The organism is Paraburkholderia phytofirmans PsJN (assembly GCF_000020125.1).
Lineage (GTDB): Bacteria > Pseudomonadota > Gammaproteobacteria > Burkholderiales > Burkholderiaceae > Paraburkholderia > Paraburkholderia phytofirmans.
Map to the genome: position 1 here is coordinate 1,500,390 of NC_010681.1, position 18,219 is coordinate 1,518,608.

An 18,219-nucleotide genomic window follows, 5' to 3' on the forward strand; every position below is an offset into this window, starting at 1 on the left:
GGTACTCTACTTGTTCATCCCGGCATGCAACGCAATCCAATCTTGGAGTTGACGCAGATGAAAGCGATCGAAATCACCGAATTCGGTGCGCCGGACGTCCTGAAGCTGGCTGAGCGGCCCATGCCGCAGCCTAAAGCAGGCGAGGTGCTGATCAAGGTGGCCGCATCCGGCATCAACCGTCCGGACGTGTTCCAGCGCAAAGGCGGCTATGCGCCGCCGCCGGGCGCGTCGGATCTGCCAGGGCTTGAAGTGGCGGGCGAAATCGTCGAAGGGTCGATCGACGAGAAGAACAACCCGTTCGGTCTGAAGGTTGGCGATCGCGTGTGTGCGTTGCTGGCCGGCGGCGGCTACGCGGAATACGCGGTCGCGCCGCTGCTGCAATGTCTGCCGGTGCCGGCCGGCTTGTCCGATGTCGAAGCTGCTTCGCTGCCCGAAACGTTTTTCACGGTGTGGAGCAATGTGTTCGACCGTGCGCAACTCGGCAAGGGCGAAGGCGCGCCGAACGAAACGCTGCTGGTGCAGGGCGGCTCGAGCGGCATCGGCGTGACGGCAATCCAGATTGCGCATGCGCTCGGTTTTCGCGTGTTCGCGACAGCCGGATCGGACGAGAAGTGCCGCGCGTGTGAAGCGTTGGGCGCCGAACGTGCGATCAACTACAAGACTGAAGACTTCGTCGAAGTGATCAAGTCGCTGACCAACGATCGCGGTGTCGATGTGGTCCTCGACATGGTGGCCGGCAGTTATGTGTCGCGTGAGCTGACGGCGTTGGCGGACGGTGGGCGTATCGTGTTGATCGCGTTGCTGGGCGGCGCGAAAGCCGAGCTGAATCTGAACGAAGTACTGCGCCGCCGCTTGACGGTGACCGGTTCGACGCTGCGTCCGCGGCCGATCGAATTCAAGGCGAAGATTGCCGCGCAGTTGAAAGAGTACGTGTGGCCACATCTCGAAGATGGCCGCATCAAGCCGGTGGTGCATCGTGTATTTCCGGCGGCGCAGGCTGCCGACGCGCATGCGCTGATGGAGAGCAGCACGCATGTCGGCAAGATCGTACTGTCTTGGGGTCGGGACGCTTGACAAGGTCGGTTTGACACGGTCTGTTTGACCCGATCCACCCCACGCAGTAAAATTGCGCGTTTTGCGCACGCCGCATGAAACCGAAAGGCGGACTGTAAGCGCAAACGAAGTCCGCCGCCAAGACAAGACGAGACGATGTCGAAACAACGAGCCAAGCTGGTAGTCGGTAACTGGAAGATGCACGGGCGCCTCGCCGAAAATGCCACGTTGCTGCAAGCGGTGGCGCATGGTGCGGGCGAATTGCCGGCCGACGTGCGCGTCGGCGTCTGCGTGCCGAGTCCGTATCTCGCGCAGTCTCAATCGTTGCTGGAAGGCAGCCGGGTGGTATGGGGCGTGCAGGACGTGTCGGCATTCACGCATGGCGCCTATACCGGTGAAGTGGCCGCGCCGATGGTGGTGGATTTCGGTGCCACGCTCGCGATCGTCGGGCACTCGGAGCGCCGTGCCTATCATCGCGAAAGCGCTGAACTGGTTGCGGTGAAGACGCAGCGCGCGTTGGAAGCAGGGTTGACGCCGATCGTCTGCGTCGGCGAAACGCTTGAAGAGCGCGAAGCCGGTTTGACCGAGCAGGTGGTCGGCACGCAACTGGACGAAGTGCTGGCGAAATTGTCGGTGCAAGAGGCGGCGCGGCTTGTCGTCGCATACGAGCCGGTCTGGGCGATCGGTACCGGCAAGAGCGCGAGTTCGGAGCAGGCGCAGGCGGTCCATGCGTTCCTGCGTGCGCGTCTGGCGGCAAAGGGCGCGGCGGTGGCGGATGTCCCGCTGTTGTACGGCGGTAGTGTAAAGCCGGAGAACGCGGAAGAATTGTTCCGCCAGCCGGATATCGACGGTGGCCTGATCGGCGGCGCGTCGTTGAAAGACCAGGATTTCCTGGCGATCTGCAAGGCGGCGGCCGCAACGAGCGTGGCCGGTTAAGCAGGGCGCCTTGGCGAGGATGACCCCATCCCGCGTGACACGCAATGTGTGGCGCGGTTAAATAAAGACTCAGGTGAGTGTGATGCTGTATTTGAAAACATTGATTATCGTCGTTCAGCTGTTGTCGGCACTCGGGGTGATTGGCCTCGTCTTGCTGCAACACGGCAAAGGCGCCGATATGGGCGCGGCTTTTGGTAGCGGCGCGTCGGGCAGCCTGTTCGGCGCGACCGGTTCGGCGAACTTTTTGTCGCGTACAACGGCCGTGCTCGCAGCGGTGTTTTTTGTCACCACGCTGACGCTCACTTACCTCGGCGCGTATCGTGCGAAACCTTCCGCAGGCGTGCTGGGCGCGGCTGTGACTGCACCGGTCGCGGCTTCGGCTGCGTCCGCGCCGGCGGCTGGCTCGGCTGTTTTGCCTGCCTCGGCTGCGTCCGTCCCGGCAACCGACGTGCCGAAATAAATTTTCGCTCAAACGTGCTTTTGTGCGTTGAACAATCTGTTTAGACCAGTTACAATCTAAGTCTTGAAGCGATTCGCGGGTTTTATAAGTTGTTTTCCCGGATTGCATGCAGTGCCGACGTGGTGAAATTGGTAGACACGCTATCTTGAGGGGGTAGTGGCGAAAGCTGTGCGAGTTCGAGTCTCGCCGTCGGCACCAAAATGTTATCTAAATGCCAGCCGCTTGCTTCGCTTCGGCTGGCATTTTCACTTCTGGCGTGCGGCTTGCGTTGGGCTTGCGGCATGTGCGTTTCGGAAGTGATTTCGCGTCAGGAGTGCTATGCTCCTGACGGCACTCAGAACCAACCGATTGAGGATAGTCTTGAACCTCGCAGCCTATTTCCCCGTCTTGTTGTTCCTCGTTGTGGGCACCGGTTTAGGCGTAGCACTGGTCAGTATCGGCAAGATCCTCGGTCCCAACAAGCCTGATACCGAGAAGAACGCACCGTACGAGTGCGGCTTCGAAGCATTCGAAGATGCGCGCATGAAGTTCGACGTGCGCTATTACCTCGTCGCCATTCTTTTCATCATTTTCGATCTTGAAACCGCGTTCCTGTTTCCGTGGGGCGTTGCCCTGCGTGACATCGGCTGGCCTGGCTTCTTGGCAATGATGATTTTCCTGCTCGAATTCCTGTTGGGCTTCGCCTATATCTGGAAGAAAGGCGGCCTCGACTGGGAATGATGGATTAATCGCCGGTTTGCGTGGGTGGCCAAGGCTTGCCGCCCCGTCTGGAGTGGAAAGCAAATGAGTATCGAAGGGGTCTTGAAGGAAGGGTTTGTCACCACCACGGCTGACAAACTGATCAACTGGACGCGCACCGGCTCGTTGTGGCCGATGACGTTCGGTCTTGCGTGCTGTGCGGTCGAGATGATGCATGCGGGCGCTGCCCGTTATGACCTCGACCGTTTCGGCGTGGTGTTTCGTCCGAGTCCGCGTCAGTCGGACGTGATGATCGTCGCCGGCACGCTGTGCAACAAGATGGCGCCGGCTCTGCGCAAGGTCTACGACCAGATGGCCGAGCCGCGCTGGGTGATCTCGATGGGTTCGTGCGCGAACGGCGGCGGCTATTACCACTACTCGTATTCGGTGGTGCGCGGCTGTGACCGGATCGTGCCGGTCGACGTCTATGTGCCGGGTTGTCCGCCCACTGCGGAAGCGCTGGTGTACGGCGTGATCCAGCTCCAGGCCAAGATTCGCCGCACCAACACAATCGCCCGTCAATAAGGCCAACGCCTCCCCCACAATATGGCAAGCAAACTCGAGACCCTGAAAGCGAACCTCGAGGCGGCCTTTGGCGGCCTCCTGCTGAACCTCAGCGAAGCAATCGGTGAGTTGACGATCGTCGTGAAGGCTAGCGACTACCTCAACGTTGCAACGCGTCTGCGCGACGACCGCTCGCTCGGCTTCGAGCAATGCGTGGATCTGTGCGGCGTCGACTATCAGACTTACGCTGAAGGCGCTTACGACGGTCCGCGTTTCGCGGCCGTGCTGCATTTGCTGTCGGTGCAGAACAACTGGCGTCTGCGTCTGCGCGTGTTCGCGCCGGACGACGAAGTGCCGATCCTGCCTTCTGTCGTCGAAATCTGGAATTCGGTCAACTGGTACGAGCGCGAAGCATTCGACCTGTACGGCATCGTCTTCGAAGGCCATCCGGATCTGCGCCGCATCCTCACCGATTACGGTTTCATTGGTCACCCGTTCCGCAAAGATTTCCCTGTCTCCGGTTATGTCGAAATGCGTTACGACCCGGAAGAGAAGCGCGTCGTCTATCAGCCTGTGACGATCGAGCCGCGAGAAATCACGCCGCGCGTGATCCGCGAAGATCGCTATGGCGGTCTGAAACACTAAGAGAACGCCATGGCAGAGATCAAGAACTACACGCTCAACTTCGGCCCTCAGCACCCGGCAGCGCACGGTGTGCTGCGCCTCGTGCTCGAGCTCGACGGCGAAGTCATTCAGCGCGCCGATCCGCACATCGGTCTGCTGCATCGCGCGACTGAAAAGCTCGCCGAAACCAAAACATTCATCCAGTCGGTGCCGTACATGGACCGTCTCGACTACGTGTCGATGATGGTCAACGAGCACGGCTATGTGATGGCGATCGAAAAGCTGCTCGGCATCGAAGTGCCGGTGCGCGCGCAATACATTCGCGTGATGTTCGACGAAGTCACGCGCGTGCTGAACCACCTGATGTGGATCGGCGCGCACGCGCTCGACGTCGGCGCAATGGCGGTGTTCCTGTACGCGTTCCGTGAGCGCGAAGACTTGATGGACGTGTACGAAGCGGTGTCCGGCGCACGGATGCACGCGGCTTACTATCGTCCGGGCGGCGTCTATCGCGATCTGCCTGACGCAATGCCGCAATACAAAGCGTCGAAGATTCGCAATGCCAAGGCATTGTCGAAGATGAACGAGAACCGTCAGGGTTCGCTCCTCGACTTCATCGACGATTTCTTCACGCGGTTCCCGAAGTGCGTCGACGAATACGAAACGCTGCTGACCGACAACCGGATCTGGAAGCAACGTCTGGTCGGTATCGGCGTGGTCAGCCCGGAACGCGCGCTGAATCTCGGCATGACCGGCGCGATGCTGCGTGGTTCGGGTATCGAATGGGATCTGCGCAAGAAGCAACCTTATGAGGTCTATGACAAGCTCGATTTTGACATCCCGGTGGGGGTCAACGGCGACTGTTATGACCGATATTTGGTACGCGTCGAAGAAATGCGCCAGTCCACACGCATTGTGAAACAGTGCATTGAGTGGCTGCGTAAGAATCCCGGCCCCGTGATGATCGACAATCACAAGGTTGCGCCGCCGTCGCGCGTGGGCATGAAGTCGAACATGGAAGAGCTGATTCACCACTTCAAGCTCTTCACGGAAGGCTTCCATGTTCCGGAAGGCGAGGCATACGCCGCGGTCGAGCATCCGAAGGGCGAGTTCGGCATCTATCTGATCTCCGACGGCGCTAACAAGCCGTATCGCCTGAAGATCCGCGCGCCGGGCTACGCTCACCTGTCCACGCTCGATGAAATGGCGCGCGGTCACATGATCGCCGACGCCGTGACGATCATCGGCACGCAGGACATCGTGTTCGGCGAAGTGGATCGCTAGGACGTATTCATCAGAGCGCGCCTTCAGATTGCACCGAAGCGCGCGTCAAGCAAAGGAACGCCGGGTCTGTCGCATCATGCAGCGCGCGACAGGTTTTCGTTCGGTAGGAATTGAAAGAGTCGTGTCTGAAAATGATCTCAGCTGAAGGCCTGAAAGAAATCGATCGCGCGATCGCGAAGTATCCCGCCGATCAGAAACAGTCCGCCGTGATGTCGGCGTTGGCCACTGCTCAGGAAGAGCATGGCTGGCTGACGCCCGAACTCATGCAGTTCGTCGCGGACTATCTCGGCATGCCGGCAGTCGCCGTGCAGGAGGTGGCTACCTTCTACACGATGTACGAGACCTCGCCGGTCGGCAAATACAAGATCACGCTCTGCACCAACCTGCCGTGCCAGCTCGGCCCGGACGGCGGCTCGGACAGCGCTGCTGAATATCTGAAGCAGAAGCTCGGCATCGACTTCGGCGAAACCACGGCCGACGGCAAGTTCACCCTGAAAGAAGGTGAGTGCATGGGTTCGTGCGGCGACGCGCCGGTGATGCTGGTGAACAACCATCGCATGTGCAGCTTCATGAGCCGCGCGAAGATCGACCAGCTGCTCGAGGAACTTTCGAAATGACGTCTTTACACGATCGTCACATCAAACCGCTGATTCTCGCCGGCCTGAACGGCGATAACTGGCATCTCGAAGACTATGTGGCGCGCGGCGGTTACGCCCAGCTGCGCCGTATTCTGGAAGAGAAGATTCCGCCCGAGCAGGTGATCGCCGACGTCAAGGCGTCGGGTCTGCGTGGCCGTGGCGGTGCAGGCTTCCCGACCGGTCTGAAGTGGAGCTTCATGCCGCGTCAATTCCCTGGCCAGAAGTACCTCGTCTGCAATTCGGACGAAGGCGAGCCGGGCACGTTCAAAGACCGCGACATCCTGCGTTTCAATCCGCATTCGCTGATCGAAGGCATGGCCATTGGCGCGTATGCGATGGGCATCACGGTCGGCTACAACTATATCCACGGCGAAATCTGGGAAGTCTACAAACGCTTTGAACAGGCGTTGGACGAAGCTCGCCGCGCCGGGTTCCTCGGCGAAAACATCATGGGTTCGGGCTTCTCGTTCGAACTGCATGCGCACCACGGTTACGGCGCCTATATCTGCGGCGAAGAAACCGCGTTGCTCGAATCGCTGGAAGGCAAGAAAGGCCAGCCGCGCTTCAAGCCGCCGTTCCCCGCGAGCTTCGGCGTGTACGGCAAGCCGACCACGATCAACAACACCGAGACGTTTGCCGCTGTGCCGTTCCTGCTCGCAATCGGCCCGCAGAATTACCTCGAAATCGGCAAGCCGAACAACGGCGGCACGAAGATTTTCTCGGTCGCAGGCGACGTCGAACGTCCGGGCAATTATGAAATTCCGCTCGGCACGCCGTTCTCCACGCTGATGGAACTGGCCGGCGGCATGCGCGGCGTCAAGAAGATCAAGGCCGTGATTCCTGGCGGCTCGTCGGCACCGGTGATTCCGGGCGACATCATGATGCAGACCGATATGGACTACGACTCGATCGCCAAAGCCGGCTCGATGCTCGGTTCGGGCGCGGTCATCGTCATGGATGAGACGCGTTGCATGGTGCGCTCGTTGTTGCGTCTGTCGTATTTCTATTACGAAGAATCGTGTGGTCAATGCACGCCTTGCCGCGAAGGCACGGGCTGGCTGTACCGCGTTGTGCATCGTATCGAGCACGGGCTCGGCCGTCCGGAAGATCTGGATCTGCTGAACTCGGTCGCTGAAAACATCATGGGCCGCACAATTTGCGCGCTCGGTGATGCAGCGGCCATGCCGGTTCGCGGCATGCTCAAGCACTACTGGGACGAATTCGAATATCACGTCGCCCATAAGCATTGCCTCGTCGGCGGTCATGCCGGCGCAGCGGCGGCGTCGGAAACCGTAGCGGCTTGAGTCTGCGAATCGATAAGCAGATAAGCACGCAGAGAACACGTCATCCGCGGGATTCATTGCCTGAAACGGGCGATGAACGGGCGAACGATTGAGCGGTAACAGGTTAAGGAAGATTGACCATCATGGTTGAACTTGAAATAGACGGCAAGAAAGTAGAGGTGCCTGAAGGCAGCATGGTGATCCAGGCTGCGCATAAGGTCGACACGTACATTCCTCACTTCTGCTATCACAAGAAGCTGTCGATTGCGGCCAACTGCCGGATGTGTCTGGTCGATGTCGAAAAGATGCCGAAGGCCGTGCCTGCATGCGCCACGCCGGTATCGGCCGGCATGATCGTGCGCACCAAGTCGGACAAGGCGGTGAAAGGCCAGCAAGCCGTGATGGAATTCCTGCTGATCAACCACCCGCTGGACTGCCCGATCTGCGACCAGGGCGGCGAGTGTCAGTTGCAGGATCTGGCCGTGGGCTACGGCAAGTCGGGCTCGCGCTATAGCGAAGAAAAGCGCGTGGTGTTCCACAAGAACGTCGGCCCGCTGATCTCCATGGAAGAAATGTCGCGTTGCATTCACTGCACGCGTTGCGTCCGTTTCGGTCAGGAAGTGGCCGGCGTGATGGAGCTCGGCATGCTGGGCCGCGGCGAGCATTCGGAAATCACGTCGTTCGTCGGCAAGACGGTCGATTCGGAACTGTCGGGCAACATGATCGATCTGTGCCCGGTCGGCGCGCTGACCAGCAAGCCGTTCCGTTACAGCGCCCGTACGTGGGAGCTGTCGCGCCGCAAGTCGGTGAGCCCGCACGATTCCGTCGGCGCGAACCTCGTGGTGCAGGTGAAGAACAATCGCGTGATGCGCGTTCTGCCGTTCGAAAACGAATCCATCAACGAATGCTGGATTTCGGACAAGGACCGCTTCTCGTATGAAGGCCTGAACAGCCCCGAGCGTCTGACTCAGCCTATGCTCAAGCAAGGCGGCAAGTGGGTCGAGACCGACTGGCAAACCGCGCTCGAATACGTGGTGAAGGGGCTGAAGGGCATCAAGGGCGACCACGGCGCGAATGCGCTGGCCGCACTCGGCAGCGCCCACAGCACGGTCGAAGAACTGTTCCTGTTGAAGCAACTGGCGCAAGCAGTCGGCACGCCTAACGTCGACTTCCGTCTGCGTCAATCGGATTTCTCGGCACCGGTCAACGGTACGCCGTGGCTCGGTACGGCGATCGCCGATCTGTCGAACGTCGACGCCGCACTGGTGATCGGTTCGGATCTGCGGCGCGATCATCCGCTGTTCGCCGCTCGTCTGCGTCAAGCCGCCAAGGGCGGCGCGAAGCTTACGCTCGTGCAGTCCACCAACGACGATGCGCTGATCCCGCAAGCGGAGCGTGTAGTTGCTGCGCCGTCCGCATGGCTCGACGCACTGGCCGGTATAGCCGGCGCGGTGTCGGAAGGCAACGGCGTGGCTCTGCCGGAAGCCTTCGCCGGCACGCAGCCGACGGACGCCAACAAGAAAGTCGCGAAGTCGCTCGCTACCGGCGAACGCCGCCTCGTATTGCTCGGCAACAGCGCGGTTCGTCATCCGGACTTCGCCGCCATTCACGCCGCGGCGCAATGGATCGCGGACGCGACCGGCGCGACACTGGGCTTCCTGACGGAAGCGGCCAACACGGTCGGCGCGCATCTCGTGAACGCGTTACCGGGCGAGGGCGGTCTGAACGCTCGCGAAGTGTTCGAGCAACCGCGCAAGGGTTATGTGCTGCTGAACGTCGAACCGGAGTTCGACACGGCCAATCCGGCACAGGCTTTGGCCGCGCTGAAGCAGGCTGAAATGGTTGTCGTGATGTCGCCGTTCCAGACCGGCGCGGAATACGCCGATGTGCTGCTGCCGATCGCTCCGTACACGGAAACGGCCGGCACGTTCGTCAACGCCGAAGGTACTGTGCAGACGTTCAACGGCGTCGTACGTCCGCTCGGCGACACGCGTCCGGCATGGAAAGTGTTGCGCGTGCTGGGCAGCCTGCTGGGCCTGCCCGGTTTCGAATTCGACACGTCGGAAGAAGTGCGCACGGCCGCTCTCGGCGACGGTGAACTGAACTCGCGTCTGTCGAACAAGACGAGCGCCACGGTTGCACGCGGCAAGGCGGCGAAGGCAGCGGAAGGCAAGTTTGAGCGTCTCGCGAACGTGCCGATCTATCACGCCGACGCGCTGGTGCGTCGCGCCGAATCATTGCATCTGACCGCGGCGGCACGTGCGGCGAACTCGGTCGGGTTGCCGGCCGGACTGTTCGACAAACTGGGTTTGAAGGAAGGCGACGCAGTGCGCGTGCGCCAGGGCGAGCAATCGGTGCAGTTGCCGGCCGTGCGCGACGCGAATCTTGCGGAGACGGTCGTCCGCGTATCGGCGGCTACGCCTGCCGGTGCAGCGCTGGGCAGCCTGTTCGGTGAACTGGTGGTGGAGAAGGCGTAAATGAGCTTGTTCGATACGATCAACTCGGGCGGCACCCAGCTTCTCGGTGTGGCATGGCCCACGGTGTGGGCACTGGTGCGCATCCTGGTGGTAGCCGTCGTGATCCTGCTGTGCGTGGCTTACCTGATTCTGTGGGAGCGTAAGCTGATCGGCTGGATGCACGTGCGTCTCGGCCCGAACCGCGTCGGCCCCGCAGGTCTTCTGCAGCCGATCGCCGACGTGCTGAAGCTCTTGCTGAAAGAAGTGATTCAGCCGGCGCAGGCAAGCCGCTGGATTTACCTGATCGCGCCGATCATGGTGGTGGTGCCGGCCTTCGCGGTCTGGGCGGTGATTCCGTTTCAGGCCGGTGCGGTGCTCGGCGACATTAACGCAGGTCTGCTGTACGCGATGGCGATCTCGTCGATCGGCGTGTACGGCGTGATCCTGGCCGGCTGGGCGTCGAACTCGAAGTACGCGTTCCTCGGCGCGATGCGCGCCGCGGCGCAGATGGTCTCGTACGAAATCTCGATGGGCTTCGCGCTCGTCGTCGTGCTGATGACCGCTGGCACGCTGAACCTGTCGGGCATCGTCGCTTCGCAGGAACACGGCATCTTCGCGTCGTACGGCTTGAACTTCCTGTCGTGGAACTGGCTTCCGCTGCTGCCGATGTTCGTCGTGTACTTCATCTCGGGCATCGCCGAAACGAACCGTCACCCGTTCGACGTGGTGGAAGGGGAGTCGGAAATCGTCGCGGGCCACATGATCGATTACTCGGGTATGGCGTTCGCGCTGTTCTTCCTCGCCGAGTACATCAACATGATCGTGATCTCGGCGTTGGCTGCAACACTGTTCCTCGGCGGCTGGAGTGCACCGTTCGGCTTCCTGTCGTTCGTCCCGGGCATCGTGTGGCTCGTCGCCAAGGTTTTCTTGCTTCTGTCGGTGTTCATCTGGGCGCGCGCCACATTCCCGCGCTATCGCTATGACCAGATCATGCGTCTAGGCTGGAAGATCTTTATTCCGGTCTGCGTGGTATGGCTGGTGGTGGTCGGCTTCTGGATCATGTCGCCGTTGAACATCTGGAAATAAAGGGCGGATGAACCTATGACCGCAATCCAAAACTTTTTCAAGACCTTCTTTCTCACGGAACTGCTCAAAGGCCTCGCGCTGACCGGACGTTACACGTTCCAGCGCAAGGTGACGGTGCAGTTCCCGGAAGAGAAGACCCCGATTTCGCCGCGTTTCCGTGGGCTGCACGCGCTGCGCCGCTATGAAAACGGCGAAGAGCGCTGCATTGCCTGCAAGCTGTGCGAAGCAGTGTGCCCGGCGCTCGCCATTACCATCGAGTCGGAAACGCGCGCGGACAACACCCGCCGCACCACGCGTTACGACATCGATCTGACCAAGTGCATCTTCTGCGGTTTCTGCGAAGAGAGCTGCCCGGTCGATTCGATCGTCGAAACGCACATTCTCGAGTATCACGGCGAGAAGCGTGGCGACCTGTACTTCACGAAAGACATGCTGCTGGCCGTGGGCGATCGCTATGAAGCGGAGATCGCGGCGAACAAGGCAGCCGACGCACCGTATCGTTGAAGCGCTTCAGTTAATAAATTAGTCAATGCGGCAGTAAAAGCAGCAATCACGGCCTGTTGTCAGGCCGGGCGCCGCGGCCTGAACGCCGCGGCACGGCGCACCTGTGCGGCTGTGCTGGCGATACGCCAGTTGTACGGCATTCACAGGTGCCAAAGAACAATGCCTGACGATGGCCTAACGATGAACCGGTAATCATGGAATTCACGACCGTACTGTTCTACATCTTCGCGCTGCTCCTGGTGGTTTCAGGGCTGAAGGTGATCACCTCGCGCAACCCGGTGTCGTCCGCACTGTTTCTGGTGCTGGCGTTCTTCAACGCAGCCGCGATCTGGATGCTGCTGCAGGCCGAGTTCCTCGCGATTCTGCTGGTGCTGGTCTATGTCGGCGCGGTGATGGTGCTGTTCCTGTTCGTCGTGATGATGCTGGACATCAACATCGACGTGCTGCGTAAAGACTTCAAACGTTTCGTGCCGATGGCCACTCTGGTGGGCGCGATCATCGTGATCGAAACCGCGCTGATCCTCTGGCACGGTTACGGCGCGACCGCCACGGCGCTGCGCGACACCACGGCCGCCGCGAACGGCATGGGCGACTGGTCGAACACGCGCCTGATCGGCAAGGTTATCTACACCGACTACATCTTCGCGTTCGAAGTGGCCGGTCTGGTGCTGCTGGTGGCGATCATCGCCGCGATTGCGCTGACCGCGAGCCACAAGAAAGACAGCAAACGTCAGAACGTCAGCGAGCAGGTCAAGGTACGTGCTCAAGACCGTGTGCGCGTCGTGAAGATGAAGTCGGAAAAGACCGCGGCAACCGTCGCGGCAGAAGAAGCCGCGGCAGCGGCTGCAGCAGCAGCGGCCGACTCGGCACCGGCTAAGAACAGCTGAGCGGACAGGAGATAGAAATCATGTTGACCCTTGCCCATTACCTTGTCCTCGGCGCGATCCTGTTTGCGATCAGCATCGTCGGCATTTTCCTGAACCGTCGCAACGTCATCATCATTTTGATGGCGATCGAACTGATGCTGCTCGCGGTGAACACCAATTTCGTCGCCTTCTCGCATTACCTCGGCGACGTGCACGGCCAGATCTTCGTCTTCTTCGTGCTGACGGTTGCAGCAGCGGAGGCGGCAATCGGCCTCGCGATTCTGGTGACCCTGTTCCGTAGTCTCGACACGATCAATGTCGAGGATCTCGATCAGCTCAAAGGTTAATTTCAGGAAAAGCGGTTATGTCCACGATACTCAATGAAAACCTGCTGCTGGCGATCCCGCTGGCACCGCTGGCCGGCTGTCTGGTTGCCGGTCTGGCCGGAAAAGCGGTAGGGCGAGCCGGTGCGCATTCGGTCACGATCCTCGGCGTCGCGATCTCGTTCATCCTGTCGGCCATCGTCTTCTTCCAGGTGCTGAACGGCGCGAGTTTCAACGCGACCATCTACGAATGGATGTCGATCGGCAAGACGAAGTTCGAAATCGGCTTCCTGGTCGACTCGCTGACGGCCATGATGATGTGCGTGGTGACCTTCGTGTCGCTCATGGTGCACATCTACACGATCGGCTACATGGCCGACGAAGACGGCTACCAGCGCTTCTTCTCGTACATCTCGCTGTTCACGTTCTCGATGTTGATGCTCGTGATGAGCAACAACTTCCTGCAACTGTTCTTCGGCTGGGAAGCGGTGGGTCTGGTGTCGTATCTGCTGATCGGCTTCTACTTCACCCGTCCCACGGCGATCTACGCCAACATGAAGGCGTTCATCGTGAACCGCATCGGCGACTTCGGCTTTTTGCTGGGTATCGGCCTGCTGTTCGCGTTCGCCGGTTCGATGAACTACGGCGACGTGTTCGCGAAGCGCACCGAACTCGCGGCACTGAGCTTTCCGGGTACGGACTGGGGTCTGCTGACGGTCGCCTGTATTTGCTTGTTCATCGGTGCAATGGGCAAGTCGGCGCAGTTTCCGCTGCACGTCTGGCTGCCGGATTCGATGGAAGGCCCGACGCCGATCTCCGCACTGATTCACGCGGCAACCATGGTGACGGCCGGTATCTTCATGGTCACGCGCATGTCGCCGCTGTTCGAACTGTCGGATACGGCGCTGTCGTTCGTCATGGTCATCGGCGCGATTACCGCGCTGTTCATGGGCTTCCTCGGGATCATCCAGAACGACATCAAGCGCGTGGTGGCGTATTCCACGCTGTCGCAACTGGGTTACATGACGGTCGCGCTGGGCGCGTCGGCTTACTCGGTCGCCGTGTTCCACCTGATGACGCACGCGTTCTTCAAGGCGCTGCTGTTCCTCGGCGCGGGTTCGGTGATCATCGGCATGCATCACGATCAGGACATCCGCAACATGGGCGGCCTGCGCAAGTACATGCCGATCACGTGGATTACGTCGCTGGTCGGTTCGCTGGCGCTGATCGGCACGCCGTTCTTCTCGGGCTTCTACTCGAAAGACTCGATTATCGACGCAGTGAAACTGTCGCATCTGCCCGGTGCAGGCTTCGCGTACTTCGCAGTGGTGGCGAGCGTCTTCGTGACCGCGCTGTATTCGTTCCGTATGTACTTCCTGGTGTTCCACGGCGAGGAGCGCTTCCGTGGTCCGAAGCATCCGGAATCGCCGATGGGCATCGAAGCGGCCGCGCATGCGCATGACGCGCACGGCCACGATTCGCACGGCCATGGCCACGACGCACACGGCCACGGTCACGACGACCACGCTCACGAGCCGCACGAAACCCCGTGGGTGGTGTGGCTGCCGCTGGTCCTGCTGGCAATCCCGTCGGTGGTGATCGGCGCGATCGGCATCGGTCCGATGTTGTACGGCGACTTCTTCCAGCATGGCGTGGCCTTCGACAAGGTGATCTTCATCGGCGAAAACCATCCGGCGCTGCATGAGATGGCCGAAGAGTTCCAGGGTTGGGCGTCGATGGGCCTGCACTCGGTCGCGGGCCTGCCGGTCTGGCTGGCGCTCGCGGGCGTGGTGGTCGCGTGGTTTCTGTACCTGGTTCGTCCGGATCTGCCGGCTGTCATCAAGCGCGCGTTCGGTCCGATCTACACGCTGCTCGATAACAAGTACTACATGGACAAGATCAACGAAGTCGTGTTCGCGCGGGGCGCCGTGGCAATTGGCCGTGGTCTCTGGAAGGAAGGCGACGTCGTGGTGATCGACGGCATCGTCAACGGCAGCGCACGCTTTATCGGCTGGTTCGCCGGCGTGATCCGCTTCCTCCAATCCGGCTACATCTATCACTACGCGTTCGCCATGATTATCGGCATGCTGGGGCTCCTGACCCTGTTTGTAACGCTCGGCGGCAAATAAGGCGAGGGACACTAATGCACGCTTATCCGATTCTCAGTATTGCGATCTGGTTGCCGATCCTCGTCGGCCTCCTGGTCCTGGCCATCGGTTCTGACCAGAACCCGGCTCCCGCGCGCTGGATTGCGCTGATCGGTTCGGTCGTCAGCTTCCTCGTGACGATCCCGTTGATTACCGGTTTTGATTCGAGCACCGCCGATCTGCAGTTCGTCGAAAAGGCGAACTGGATCGAGCGCTTCAACATCACGTATCACCTGGGTGTCGACGGCATCTCGATGTGGTTTGTCGTGTTGACTGCATTGATCACGGTGATCGTCGTGATCGCCGCGTGGGAAGTGATCACGAAGAAAGTGGGTCAGTACCTGGCCGCGTTCCTGATCCTGTCCGGCATCATGGTCGGCGTGTTCAGTTCGGCCGACGGCATGCTGTTCTACGTGTTCTTCGAAGCGACGCTGATTCCGATGTACATCATCATCGGCGTATGGGGTGGGGCGAACCGCGTCTACGCGGCGTTCAAGTTCTTCCTGTACACGCTGATGGGCTCGCTGTTGATGCTGGTCGCGTTGCTGTACCTGTACATCCAGACCGGTACGTTCGACCTCGCCACGTGGCAGCATGCGCAGATCGCCATGACGCCACAGGTGCTGATATTCATAGCGTTCTTCATGGCCTTCGCCGTGAAGGTGCCGATGTGGCCGGTTCACACGTGGTTGCCTGACGCCCACGTGGAAGCGCCGACCGGCGGCTCGGTCGTGCTGGCCGCGATCATGCTGAAGCTGGGCGCCTATGGTTTCGTGCGCTTCTCGCTCCCCATCGCGCCCGACGCCAGCCACTTTCTGGCGCCGGTCATCGTCACGCTTTCACTGATCGCGGTGATCTACATCGGTCTCGTCGCGATGGTGCAGACGGACATGAAGAAGCTGGTCGCGTATTCGTCGATCGCGCACATGGGTTTCGTGACGCTCGGCTTCTTCATCTTCAACCAGCTCGGCGTGGAAGGCGCGATCGTGCAGATGATCTCGCACGGTTTCGTATCGGGCGCGATGTTCCTGAGCATCGGCGTGCTGTACGACCGTATGCATTCGCGTCAGATCGCCGATTACGGCGGCGTCGTCAACGTGATGCCGAAGTTCGCGGCGTTCGTCATGCTGTTCTCCATGGCCAATTGCGGCCTGCCGGGCACCTCCGGTTTCGTCGGCGAATTCATGGTGATTCTGGCTGCTGTCCAGTACAACTTCTGGATCGCGGGCGGCGCGGCAGTCACGCTGATTCTCGGCGCGGCCTACACGCTGTGGATGTACAAGCGCGTGTACTTCGGCGCGATCGCCAACAATCACGTGAAGGGCCTGCTCGACATCAACCGTCGCGAATTTTTCATGCTGGCAGTGCTTGCCGCACTGACGCTGTTCATGGGCCTGTATCCGAAGCCCTTTACCGATGTGATGCACGTATCCGTGGAAAACCTCCTCGCCCACGTTGCGCAGTCAAAGCTGCCGTTGCCTCAGTAACGCAGAGCGAGGAATTCAAGACCATGCAAAACGCCCCTATGACTGCTCTGTTGCCCGACGCGCTGGTGATGCTCGCCGTTGTCGTCGCGTGGCTCAACGATACGTTCGTCGGCCAGGCCGGTCGCCGTACCACGTACTTCATCGCGTTCTTCTCGACGCTGGTCGCCGGCGTCTGGTTCGCGATGAACGCGTTCGATCCGCAAGTGCACTACTACTTCGGCCACATGTACGTGGTGGATTCGTTCGCCAACGTGATGAAAGCGGTGGTGACGCTTGGCTACGCGGTGTCGATCGTATATTCGCGACGTTACCTGGAAGATCGCGGTCTGTTCCGCGGCGAGTTCTTCCTGTTGGGCATGTTCTCGCTGCTCGGTCAGCTCGTCATGATCTCCGGCAACAACTTCCTGACGCTGTATCTCGGCCTGGAACTGATGTCGCTGTCGCTGTATGGCGCGATCGCCCTGCGCCGTGACGCAGCGCCGTCGAACGAAGCGGCCATGAAGTACTACGTGCTCGGCGCACTGGCTTCCGGTTTTCTCTTGTACGGTATTTCCATGTTGTACGGCGCGACCGGTTCGCTCGACCTGAACGAAGTGTTCAAGGCGATCGGCACGAGCCACTACGATCCTAGCGTGCTGCTGTTCGGCGTGATCTTCATCGTGGCGGGCGTAGCGTTCAAGATGGGCGCGGTGCCGTTCCACATGTGGGTGCCCGATGTCTATCAAGGCGCACCGACGGCGATGACGCTGATGGTCGGCGGCGGTCCGAAGGTTGCCGCGTTCGCGTGGGGCCTGCGTTTCCTGGTGATGGGCCTGCTGCCGCTGGCGGTGGAGTGGCAGCAAATGCTGGTGATCCTTGCTGCACTGTCGCTGATCGTCGGCAACATTACCGGTATCGTGCAACGCAACGTCAAGCGCATGCTCGCATATTCGGCGATCTCGAATATGGGCTTCGTGCTGCTGGGTCTGCTGGCCGGCGTGGTCGACAGCAAGACCACCGGCGCAGCCAACGCGTACGGCTCGGCGATGTACTACAGCATCGTCTACCTGATTACGACGATGGGCACGTTCGGCGTCATCATGCTGCTGGCGCGCCGCGATTTCGAAGCGGACACGCTCGAGGACTTCAAGGGCTTGAATCAGCGCAGCCCGGTGTTCGCGTTCGTGATGATGATCATGATGTTCTCGCTCGCCGGCATTCCGCCCGCGGTCGGCTTCTACGCGAAGCTCGCGGTGCTGCAGGCCACCATGAACGCCGGTTTGACCTGGCTGACGGTGCTGGCCGTAATCACCTCGCTGTTCGGCGCGTTCTACTACCTGCGTATCGTCAAGCTGATGTATTTCGACGATCCGCAAGACAAGTCGCCCATTCTCGCCGACACCAGCACGCGTGCGTTGCTCGCGTTTAACGGTGTGGCCGTACTGGTGCTCGGTATCGTGCCGGATCCGTTGTTGAAGGCCTGCCTGCAGGCAATCCAGCACACGCTGCTGCTCTGATGTCCGCTGCGGGTTGGTTTATCGTGCTGTTGGCGCTGGTCGGCGCCAACCTGCCGTTCCTGAATCAGCGCCTCTTCGCCGCCGTGCCGTTGAAAGCGGTGAAGAAAAGCGCCTGGCTCCGGATTGCCGAATTAATCGTGCTGTACTTCGTGGTCGGCGCGCTTGGTTTCCTGCTGGAAGCGCGCGCGGGTAACCGCTTTGAGCAGGGTTGGCAGTTCTACGCGATCACGTTTGCGCTGTTCGTGGTGTTCGCGTTCCCTGGCTTCACCTTCCAGTATCTCGTCAAACGCCGCTGACGGCGTCTCGCCGTCGGCGCAACCTGTCCCCAAGGTCC

Annotated in this window: 18 protein-coding genes and 1 tRNA gene; all 19 read left to right on the forward strand. The window is 60.4% G+C overall.

The features are described from left to right. Positions 1-57 precede the first annotated feature (57 nt). Positions 58-1,074 (forward strand): NAD(P)H-quinone oxidoreductase, encoded by a 1,017-nt coding sequence (locus BPHYT_RS06605; protein WP_012432373.1) that lies wholly within the window; start codon positions 58-60, stop codon positions 1,072-1,074. Between the two features lie 135 nt (positions 1,075-1,209). Further along, a complete protein-coding gene (tpiA, locus tag BPHYT_RS06610) occupies positions 1,210-1,989 on the forward strand; it encodes a triose-phosphate isomerase (RefSeq protein ID WP_012432374.1) in 780 nt (259 codons plus the stop codon). A gap of 82 nt (positions 1,990-2,071) precedes the next feature. Then, positions 2,072-2,449, forward strand: a complete 378-nt coding sequence (secG, locus tag BPHYT_RS06615) for a preprotein translocase subunit SecG (protein ID WP_012432375.1) — start codon at positions 2,072-2,074, stop codon at positions 2,447-2,449. Between the two features lie 113 nt (positions 2,450-2,562). Continuing rightward, positions 2,563-2,647 (forward strand) — tRNA-Leu (locus BPHYT_RS06620). A 162-nt stretch (positions 2,648-2,809) separates the two neighbouring features. Further along, positions 2,810-3,169: an NADH-quinone oxidoreductase subunit A gene (locus BPHYT_RS06625; protein WP_012432376.1), complete on the forward strand. Its 360-nt coding sequence runs from the start codon at positions 2,810-2,812 to the stop codon at positions 3,167-3,169. Positions 3,170-3,232: 63 nt separating this feature from the next. Further along, a complete protein-coding gene (locus tag BPHYT_RS06630) occupies positions 3,233-3,712 on the forward strand; it encodes a NuoB/complex I 20 kDa subunit family protein (RefSeq protein ID WP_006052903.1) in 480 nt (159 codons plus the stop codon). 21 nt (positions 3,713-3,733) lie between these two features. Beyond that, on the forward strand, positions 3,734-4,336 hold the full coding sequence (locus BPHYT_RS06635; RefSeq protein WP_012432377.1) for an NADH-quinone oxidoreductase subunit C: 603 nt from the start codon (positions 3,734-3,736) through the stop codon (positions 4,334-4,336). 9 nt (positions 4,337-4,345) lie between these two features. After that, positions 4,346-5,599: an NADH-quinone oxidoreductase subunit D gene (locus BPHYT_RS06640; protein WP_012432378.1), complete on the forward strand. Its 1,254-nt coding sequence runs from the start codon at positions 4,346-4,348 to the stop codon at positions 5,597-5,599. A 131-nt stretch (positions 5,600-5,730) separates the two neighbouring features. Then, positions 5,731-6,216, forward strand: a complete 486-nt coding sequence (gene nuoE / locus BPHYT_RS06645; protein WP_012432379.1) for an NADH-quinone oxidoreductase subunit NuoE — start codon at positions 5,731-5,733, stop codon at positions 6,214-6,216. After that, the gene (nuoF, locus tag BPHYT_RS06650) at positions 6,213-7,541 is read left to right on the forward strand and encodes an NADH-quinone oxidoreductase subunit NuoF (protein WP_012432380.1); all 1,329 of its coding nucleotides are present in this window, start codon (positions 6,213-6,215) and stop codon (positions 7,539-7,541) included. The genes nuoE and nuoF overlap by 4 nt, the downstream gene beginning before the upstream one ends. 122 nt (positions 7,542-7,663) lie before the next feature. Beyond that, complete coding sequence (gene nuoG, locus BPHYT_RS06655) at positions 7,664-9,997, forward strand: NADH-quinone oxidoreductase subunit NuoG (protein ID WP_012432381.1); 2,334 nt, start codon at positions 7,664-7,666, stop codon at positions 9,995-9,997. After that, entirely contained in the window at positions 9,998-11,062 is a 1,065-nt protein-coding gene (gene nuoH / locus BPHYT_RS06660; protein WP_012432382.1) for an NADH-quinone oxidoreductase subunit NuoH, read from the forward strand. Between the two features lie 15 nt (positions 11,063-11,077). Further along, entirely contained in the window at positions 11,078-11,566 is a 489-nt protein-coding gene (gene nuoI / locus BPHYT_RS06665) for an NADH-quinone oxidoreductase subunit NuoI (protein WP_012432383.1), read from the forward strand. Between the two features lie 194 nt (positions 11,567-11,760). After that, a complete protein-coding gene (locus BPHYT_RS06670; RefSeq protein ID WP_012432384.1) occupies positions 11,761-12,453 on the forward strand; it encodes an NADH-quinone oxidoreductase subunit J in 693 nt (230 codons plus the stop codon). Positions 12,454-12,473: 20 nt separating this feature from the next. Beyond that, a complete protein-coding gene (nuoK, locus tag BPHYT_RS06675; protein WP_006052894.1) occupies positions 12,474-12,779 on the forward strand; it encodes an NADH-quinone oxidoreductase subunit NuoK in 306 nt (101 codons plus the stop codon). A gap of 17 nt (positions 12,780-12,796) precedes the next feature. Next, positions 12,797-14,884, forward strand: coding sequence for an NADH-quinone oxidoreductase subunit L (gene nuoL / locus BPHYT_RS06680; protein ID WP_012432385.1), 2,088 nt, complete (start codon positions 12,797-12,799; stop codon positions 14,882-14,884). 14 nt (positions 14,885-14,898) lie between these two features. Continuing rightward, positions 14,899-16,389: an NADH-quinone oxidoreductase subunit M gene (locus BPHYT_RS06685; protein WP_012432386.1), complete on the forward strand. Its 1,491-nt coding sequence runs from the start codon at positions 14,899-14,901 to the stop codon at positions 16,387-16,389. Positions 16,390-16,412: 23 nt separating this feature from the next. Continuing rightward, positions 16,413-17,885: an NADH-quinone oxidoreductase subunit NuoN gene (nuoN, locus tag BPHYT_RS06690; protein ID WP_012432387.1), complete on the forward strand. Its 1,473-nt coding sequence runs from the start codon at positions 16,413-16,415 to the stop codon at positions 17,883-17,885. Further along, entirely contained in the window at positions 17,885-18,181 is a 297-nt protein-coding gene (locus tag BPHYT_RS06695) for a DUF2818 family protein (RefSeq protein ID WP_012432388.1), read from the forward strand. The genes nuoN and BPHYT_RS06695 overlap by 1 nt, the downstream gene beginning before the upstream one ends. Positions 18,182-18,219 lie beyond the last annotated feature (38 nt).